Source organism: Mesorhizobium sp. M1A.F.Ca.IN.020.03.2.1 (genome assembly GCF_004023205.1).
In the GTDB taxonomy this organism is placed as follows: domain Bacteria; phylum Pseudomonadota; class Alphaproteobacteria; order Rhizobiales; family Rhizobiaceae; genus Mesorhizobium.
In genome coordinates this window covers 1-6,715 of sequence record NZ_RZSV01000270.1, presented here as the reverse complement: position 1 = coordinate 6,715, position 6,715 = coordinate 1, and the positions used below count along the sequence as shown (strand labels likewise).

Sequence of the window (6,715 nt, the reverse complement as noted above, 5' to 3'; positions counted from 1 at the left end):
GCGTCAGGATGCCGATGAGAAGCAAGGTTGCCGACGCCAGATGGCTGCCGACGGCGAGCTCGATCGGACCGGTGTCCTCGGGCCAGTCGATGGTGCGGTAGATGTTGCCGGCGGCGAGGCTGACGGGGATGAGAAGGCCGACCGCCACCCAGAAATATTCGGCCGGCTGGCCGGCCTCCCCACGCGTAAGCGCGACCATGACCGCGCCGATAAAACCAACGATAATGCCGATGACGCCGAGCAGGTTGGGTCGCCGCACCCCAAGCAGGATCGAGAACACCAGCGTGATGACCGGCGACAGCGTGAACATGATGCCCGTGTAACCCGCGCCGAGATGCGGGATGGCCGAGAACATCAGCAAGTTAGGAAGAGCGTAGGAGATGGCTGCGGTGATGAAGAAATAACGCAGCTTGTGCGCCGTGAGCCGGATGCGCTGACCGAGCAGCAGAAGCGTTGTGAGCAACACGCCGCCGGCGCCGAACGAGATCACGAAAGCCCAGACCATTGCCGGGGCACCGGCCGCCGTTGCCAGCTTGCCGAAGGGGAGCGTCATGCCGAGCAATCCGCCGGTGACGATCAGAAGACCCAGTGCGGAGTCCCAGAGCAATTTCATCTGCGTGATCCTGTGGCTTCACGGCCAAGCTTGGCGGCCGCTCCAACTTAGGATAATATAGCGTAAAGATTCTCAATGTCAAGATACTTTACGGTGAGGCACATGGACCGTGCGGCAAGAGCTATGGAGCAATGGCGCAAGGAACGGCCGGACCTCGACGTCTCGCCGATGGGAGTGATCGGGCGGTTGAACGAAGCGTCCGCGCTGATCGCGCGCGACCGGCTCGCGCCGCTCTTTGCCCGTTTCGGCCTGCAGCAGGGCGAATTCGACGTGTTGGCCACGCTTCGCCGCTCCGGCGCGCCTCACGCGCTGACGCCGACCGAACTCTACGAGGCGACGATGGTGACCTCCGGAGCAATGACCGCCCGGCTCGACCGGCTGGAAAAGGCGGGCCTGATCCAGCGCGCGCCGCATCCCAGCGATCGCCGCGGCGTTGTGGTGCAACTCACCTCGAAAGGCCTCGAACTCATCGATGAGGCCCTTACCGCCCACGTCGCGAATGAGCATGAAATCCTCGCCGGGTTAGCGCCAGAGGACCGGAAAATGCTCGCCACACTGCTGAAAAAGCTGATCGGAATTCTTAGTTCCGGTCCTCCGGAAAGCTCGGGATCGGCATGAATTCGACGCCGTCCTCGGCGAGGCTTTTCGCCTCGTCCGGCGTAGCCTCGCCATAAATGCCGCGCGGATCGGTCTCGCCGAAATGGATCTTGCGCGCTTCCTCGGCGAACTTGTCGCCGACATAGTCGGCATTCTCCCGCACCTTGTCGGCGAGCGCCTTGAGCTGTGCGAGCGCCTGTTTCTGCGCGTCGCCCATGGCCAGCGCCATCTTCTCCTGCTTGCGTGAGGTGGAGACCGCCGGCGCCATCAGCGCCTTCTCGACCTTGTGCGAGCCGCAGATCGGGCAATCGATGAAGCCGCGTTTCTTCTGCGTGCCGAAGTCGTCATTGCTGCGGAACCAGGCTTCGAATTCGTGCTCGTGTTCACAGATGAGCGAAAAGCGGATCAAGAGGCTGCACCCCTGAGACGCGGCGCCTCGCCGGCATTGACGGTGAAATCCCGCGCGTTTTTGAGATTGGGAATCTTGCGACGCGCCGCAGCCGACTGCGCCGGGTCGATCTCGGCGACGATCACGGCGGGCTCATCATGCGCGGCCTCGGCGATGATGCGTCCCCACGGATCGACGATCAGCGAATGGCCGTAAGTCTCGCGGCCGTCCTCGTGCAGGCCGCCCTGCGCGGCCGCGATGAGATAGGCGCCGTTCTCGATCGCGCGTGCCCTGAGCAGCACGTGCCAGTGCGCCTCGCCGGTCTGGCGGGTGAAGGCCGCAGGCACCGAAAGCACCTGAGCCCCCGCCAGCGCTTCGGCACGGAATAGCTGCGGGAAGCGCAGGTCGTAGCAGACGGCGAAGCCCAGCTTCACGCCGTTGATCTCGGTGACGACGCCCTCTGTTCCCGGCTCGTAAGAGGCGGATTCGCGCCAGCTCTCGCCGTTGTCGAGGTCGACATCGAACATGTGGATCTTGTCGTAGTTGGTGATCATGGCGCCGTCGGGCGCGAACAGGAACGCCCGATTGGCGAGCTTGCCGTCGGCGCGCAGGATGGCCGTCGAGCCGACATGCAGGAAAATGCCGAGTTCCTGCGCAAGTTTCCGCGCCGTCGAAACGACGACGTCCTTGTCTTCGCTGGTGAAAGCGGCGGCACCAGCCTGTTTGTCGCGGATGAGCGCGCCGGTCATTTCCGGCGTCTGCACGTAGGTGGCGCCCTGCTGTGCGGCCTCGCGGACCAGCTTTTCCATGGCGGCCGCGTTGCGCTCCGGGCTGGTGCCCGAACGCATCTGCACCGCCGCCGCCTTGAAAACGCTCATGATCAAACCCTCGCCCCGTTGGCAAGCAACACGTCCAGCCGGCCCTCGGACTCCAATTCATGGAGGTCGTCGCAGCCGCCGACATGCGTGTCGCCGATGAAAATCTGCGGAAAAGTGGTGCGCCCATGCGCCCGCGAAATCATTTCCTGGCGCAATTCCGGCGAGAACGACGCGTCATGCTCGGTATAGGCTACACCCTTGCGCTCGAGCAACCGCTTGGCTGCGGTGCAATAGCCGCACATCATCCGGGTATAGATCGTCACATCAACCATCGATCAGCAATCCTGCCTGCGCCCATCGCCCAGCGGTTATGCGAAAGCGACATGCACCAAAACAACAACTTAAGCCCTATATAGTTGCAGACTCATCGGCCCGGAAGTCCCCCGGCAGGACGCGGGCAAAGGTCAGCACGTCGACCGCTCCGGCGCCGCCTTTCTTCAGCGCCTTGGCCACCGACCGCACGGTGGCGCCGGTGGTGAAGACGTCGTCGATGACGAGCACCCTTCGGCCGGCGATCTCGATTTCCGCCTCGGGCGGGACGCGGAAGGCGGCGCGCACATTCTCCTCGCGTTCGTGCCGCTCCAGCCCGACCTGCTGGCGGGTGAGTTTTACGCGCCTCACCGCAGCCGGCGCGAAAGGCAGGCCGCTCAGCTTCGAAACCGCCCGTGCCAGCTCCGCCGACTGGTTGAACTGCCGCCGGAAGAAGCGCCGCCAATGCAGCGGCACCGGCACCACAACATCGGCTTCAGCGATCAGTTCGGCGCCGGCGCGCATCATCCAGCGCGCCATCCAGGGCGCGAGATCGGTGCGATCCTGGTATTTCAGCCCTTGCACCATCTGGCGCGCGACCCCTGAATAGACGACCGCCGCCCGCGCCCGCTCGAAAGGCGGCGGATCGGCGATCGCTTCGGCGGAAAGAAAACCGTCGCCCATGTCATGCGTGAACGGCGTGCCCATAACCGGACACCAAGGCTTCTCCAGCAGCCGAAGCTTCGGCCAGCAGGCGCCGCACAGCACGCCAGGCTGCGAGACGTGGCGGCGGCAGCCGGCACAGACCGGCGGAAACAACAGGCGCGCCGGCCAGCCCAGAGCCTGCCGCGCCATGTCCTTCATCGCAATGGTCTTGATCTTGCGCACCGGATCGGCCACGTGAAGAACCCCCGCGCCACCATAGCATCGGTCCGGCATGCGCCGACAACAGGAATAACCCATTGCAGCCTTTGATCGACACGGAGCTCTGGCTTGCGCACAAGCGCCGGGCGCTGATGCACCCCGTCGACGGAGCCGATTTCCTGATGCGGCGGGCAGCGGAGGACCTTGCCGACCGGCTGGGTGCCGTCGAGCGCAAATTCGGCAAGGCGGCGGCGCTGTTTTGCCAGACATCGGCCGCGACCAGGGTGCTCGCCGGCAGCGGCAAGGTGGCCGACACAGTGCGCGTGGAAACAGACGGTGCCTTCCTTGCCGGAGAAGCCGGCATCGTCGCCCCGGCGGAGACCGTGCCGTTCGAGGCGGAGAGCCTCGATCTTGTCGTCTCGCTGCTGTCGCTGCAGGCGATGAACGACATCCCCGGCGTGCTGGCGCAGATCCGCCGAGCGCTGAAGCCCGACGGGCTGTTCCTCGGCGCTTTAGCCGGTGCCGGCACGCTTTCCGAGTTGCGCGAGAGCCTGCTTGCCGCCGAGACCGAGCTTTACGGTGGCGCGAGCCCTCGCGTCCTGCCGTTCACCGATGTGCGCGACGCCGGCGCGCTGCTGCAGCGTGCCGGCCTGGCGCTGCCGGTCGCCGACGTGGAGACGGTCACGGTGCGCTACGATTCGTTGTTCGGGCTTGCCGCCGACCTGCGCGCCATGGGCGAGACCAGCCCGCTTTTGGACCGCAGCCGGCGTCCCGCCACCCGGCGGCTGTTCGCCCGCGCCGCCGAAATTTATGCCGATCGGTTTTCTGACCCGGACGGCCGCATCCGGGCAAGCTTTTCGATTGTGTGGATGTCCGGCTGGGCGCCCGACCCCTCACAGCAGAAACCGCTGAAGCCTGGCTCGGCCAAGGTCTCGCTGAAGACGATCCTCGAGAAGCCGACGGGGCACTGACCGATGCGCGCCGCGGTTTGACCGATGCGGTCAGTGCTGGGCAAAGGCGTTGGCAAGCCTGCTGTTGTTGTCGGAGAACAGCCACTGGATCGCGTCGGCGGCCTTGCCGACGCCGCCGACGATTACAAGCGACAGCACGGCAACGATCAGGCCATATTCGATGGCCGTGGCGCCTGATTCATCTTCTATGAATTGCTGCAGCAGGTTTTTCATGGTCATCGATCCCTCTTGGCGGGAACCATAGCGCCTACCCGTTAAGAAAGGTTAACGGCAAAAGCTTAACGGGCGGTGAAATAGCGGTTTCTTGCTGAATTTATTAACCAATTAGCACTCGCCGTAGCGGCTGCCATCGTTGCGGATTACGCAAACGGAATTTGGCAGCGGCTGCAGCACGCTTCGCCGCAGGGTGTAGGTATCGCGGCGACCGATCGAACCGGTGCTGCTTAGGTCGAGTCCGCCGGTCAAGCTCTCGCGCGCGACCTGCGGACGCAGCTGGCTGTCCAGGAAAGGCGTCGCGATCAGAGCCAGCGCCACCGCGGCCGACCCGAAAAGCAGGGTGATCCGCAAGATACCCATGCCGGCATCGGCGGCGCGGAAAGTGCGGTCGGGCCGGATCGAGTCCCATTCTCTGTCGAGGCTCATGGATTGGCTCCAATCAAAATCGGCATGCCGCCGCGCGAACGATTTGCCTCAATTTTCCATGTCGAGATAAATCTTCCATTAACGCTGCCTAGAGCAGACGGAGCAAACGGCAGCTTGGAGCAATTCCGGCCGGAGGTCGCCAAATCAGCATTTTGGTGGAAACGCTGAAGCGGCTGTGACGATCACAAGAGATCGATGAGGAACTGGATCAGCGGCGCGTCCGCCGGCGGCATCGGGTAGTCGCGCATCTGGCGCGGCCTGACCCATTTCAGCCCCTGCCCTTCCCTCGGCTGCGCAATGCCGCGGAAGCGCCGGCAGATGTAGAGCGGCATCAGCAGGTGGAAATGGTCATAGCTGTGGCTGGCGAAGGTGAGCGGCGCCAGGCAGGGGATCTCGGTCTCGATACCGAGCTCCTCATGCAGCTCGCGCACCAGGCATTCCTCGGGCGTCTCGCCTGGCTCGACCTTGCCGCCCGGAAACTCCCAAAGGCCGGCGAGCTGCTTGCCCTCGGGACGCTGCGCCAGAAGCACGCGTCGGTCGGCGTCCACCAGCGCGCAGGCCGCGACAAGAAGCAGGCGCTTTCCAGCTGGCGTGATCTCGCTCATGCGTCCGGCCGCCGGCGATAATGGTAGCGATAGACTTCCTCGAAGCCGAGCGACCGGTAGAGCGACAGCGCCGCAACATTGCCGGCTTCTACCTGCAGCCATGCTTCGCGCGCGCCGCGCAGCCTGGCCCATTTCAGCGCCGACAGGATGAGGTTGCGGCCGTGGCCCTTTTTGCGCGCCGATTTTTCGGTGGCGACCTCGAACACGCCGGCGAGATCGCCGTCGTGGACGCAGATCAGCGTTGCCAGCGGCTCATTGCCGTCCTCGAGCGCAAACAGCCCCGCCTCAGGCTGGATTGCGCCGATGACTTCCGAGAGGCCGGCTCGCAGCGAGGCGTCCGAGCCGTTCGTCCTGATCGCCGCGCCGATGAAGCGGCTGATGTCTTTCAGCGGAATCTGGTCCATCGCGGCGTCGAGTTGCGCCTCCTTGAGCGGCAGACGCATCACCACCGATTCGTCGAACCGGCTCCAGCCTGCATCGTCGAGATGCGTCGACAGCACCTGCCCCGAAAGCGGCGACATACGAAAGGTCAGCGGCCGGCCGTAAGCCTCGAAGCGACGGCCGGCGCGCACGATGCGTTCGGCAATGGCATGCGTGTCGCCGGGATCGAGCGGATTGACCGAATTCAGGCGCTTCGCCGGATGGCCCGCCGTCAGCCGCACCAACCATGTCCCGTCATAATGAACGGCCGCCGCCGGCCAGGCGCGAAAGCCCGCCGCCTCGTAGCGGCGCACGATCGCGAGCACGCTTGCCGGATGCGTCGACACCGGTGCCATTAGCTCCGGTAGTCGCCATTGATGGCGACATATTCCTTGGTGAGGTCGCAGGTCCACACCGTCGCCTTGCCGCGGCCGATGCCAAGGTCGGCGCGGATGCGAATGTCGTCGCGCTTCATATAAGCCGAGGTC

12 protein-coding genes are annotated in these 6,715 nt (G+C 64.7%); 2 read left to right on the top strand and 10 right to left on the bottom strand.

Annotated features, from left to right (window positions below; translation table 11 throughout):
- A partial coding sequence (locus EOA79_RS27910; RefSeq protein WP_164893970.1) for a DMT family transporter occupies positions 1 to 613 on the bottom strand: 613 nt, incomplete at its 3' end.
- A gap of 102 nt (positions 614 to 715) precedes the next feature.
- Between EOA79_RS27910 and EOA79_RS27905 the strand changes: the two genes are divergently transcribed.
- Positions 716 to 1,231: a MarR family transcriptional regulator gene (locus EOA79_RS27905; RefSeq protein WP_095799930.1), complete on the top strand. Its 516-nt coding sequence runs from the start codon at positions 716 to 718 to the stop codon at positions 1,229 to 1,231.
- Here EOA79_RS27905 and EOA79_RS27900 read toward each other — a convergent pair.
- From EOA79_RS27900 to EOA79_RS27885, 4 genes are all read right to left on the bottom strand, one after another.
- Positions 1,194 to 1,619: a DUF1178 family protein gene (locus tag EOA79_RS27900; protein WP_067319064.1), complete on the bottom strand. Its 426-nt coding sequence runs from the start codon at positions 1,617 to 1,619 to the stop codon at positions 1,194 to 1,196. The genes EOA79_RS27905 and EOA79_RS27900 overlap by 38 nt on opposite strands.
- Complete coding sequence (locus tag EOA79_RS27895; protein WP_095823954.1) at positions 1,616 to 2,476, bottom strand: carbon-nitrogen hydrolase family protein; 861 nt, start codon at positions 2,474 to 2,476, stop codon at positions 1,616 to 1,618. The genes EOA79_RS27900 and EOA79_RS27895 overlap by 4 nt, the downstream gene beginning before the upstream one ends.
- Positions 2,477 to 2,478: 2 nt before the next feature.
- Positions 2,479 to 2,748 (bottom strand): glutaredoxin 3, encoded by a 270-nt coding sequence (grxC, locus tag EOA79_RS27890; RefSeq protein ID WP_066990112.1) that lies wholly within the window; start codon positions 2,746 to 2,748, stop codon positions 2,479 to 2,481.
- A 76-nt stretch (positions 2,749 to 2,824) separates the two neighbouring features.
- Positions 2,825 to 3,625: a ComF family protein gene (locus EOA79_RS27885; protein WP_067319068.1), complete on the bottom strand. Its 801-nt coding sequence runs from the start codon at positions 3,623 to 3,625 to the stop codon at positions 2,825 to 2,827.
- A gap of 62 nt (positions 3,626 to 3,687) precedes the next feature.
- Between EOA79_RS27885 and EOA79_RS27880 the strand changes: the two genes are divergently transcribed.
- Positions 3,688 to 4,560 (top strand): methyltransferase domain-containing protein, encoded by an 873-nt coding sequence (locus EOA79_RS27880; RefSeq protein WP_095823955.1) that lies wholly within the window; start codon positions 3,688 to 3,690, stop codon positions 4,558 to 4,560.
- Positions 4,561 to 4,590: 30 nt separating this feature from the next.
- On the opposite strand, the gene EOA79_RS27875 is transcribed toward EOA79_RS27880, so the two are convergent.
- From EOA79_RS27875 to EOA79_RS27855, 5 genes are all read right to left on the bottom strand, one after another.
- Positions 4,591 to 4,779, bottom strand: coding sequence for a Flp family type IVb pilin (locus EOA79_RS27875; protein WP_082953632.1), 189 nt, complete (start codon positions 4,777 to 4,779; stop codon positions 4,591 to 4,593).
- A 105-nt stretch (positions 4,780 to 4,884) separates the two neighbouring features.
- Positions 4,885 to 5,202, bottom strand: coding sequence for a hypothetical protein (locus EOA79_RS27870; protein WP_095823956.1), 318 nt, complete (start codon positions 5,200 to 5,202; stop codon positions 4,885 to 4,887).
- 182 nt (positions 5,203 to 5,384) lie between these two features.
- Complete coding sequence (locus tag EOA79_RS27865; protein WP_066990121.1) at positions 5,385 to 5,807, bottom strand: (deoxy)nucleoside triphosphate pyrophosphohydrolase; 423 nt, start codon at positions 5,805 to 5,807, stop codon at positions 5,385 to 5,387.
- A complete protein-coding gene (locus EOA79_RS27860; RefSeq protein ID WP_179293611.1) occupies positions 5,804 to 6,583 on the bottom strand; it encodes a GNAT family N-acetyltransferase in 780 nt (259 codons plus the stop codon). Before EOA79_RS27860 ends, EOA79_RS27865 begins: the two co-directional genes overlap by 4 nt.
- Positions 6,583 to 6,715 (bottom strand): bifunctional ornithine acetyltransferase/N-acetylglutamate synthase (locus EOA79_RS27855; protein WP_206639277.1); only part of this gene is annotated, 133 nt, incomplete at its 5' end. The genes EOA79_RS27860 and EOA79_RS27855, both read right to left, overlap by 1 nt.

Coding starts and splice junctions, on each gene's coding strand:
- EOA79_RS27905 (WP_095799930.1), top strand. CDS start 716: ATGGACCGTGCGGCAAGAGCTATGGAGCAATGGCGCAAGGAACGGCCG.
- grxC (WP_066990112.1), bottom strand. CDS start 2,748: ATGGTTGATGTGACGATCTATACCCGGATGATGTGCGGCTATTGCACC.
- EOA79_RS27860 (WP_179293611.1), bottom strand. CDS start 6,583: ATGGCACCGGTGTCGACGCATCCGGCAAGCGTGCTCGCGATCGTGCGC.
- EOA79_RS27895 (WP_095823954.1), bottom strand. CDS start 2,476: ATGAGCGTTTTCAAGGCGGCGGCGGTGCAGATGCGTTCGGGCACCAGC.
- EOA79_RS27870 (WP_095823956.1), bottom strand. CDS start 5,202: ATGAGCCTCGACAGAGAATGGGACTCGATCCGGCCCGACCGCACTTTC.
- EOA79_RS27865 (WP_066990121.1), bottom strand. CDS start 5,807: ATGAGCGAGATCACGCCAGCTGGAAAGCGCCTGCTTCTTGTCGCGGCC.
- EOA79_RS27875 (WP_082953632.1), bottom strand. CDS start 4,779: ATGACCATGAAAAACCTGCTGCAGCAATTCATAGAAGATGAATCAGGC.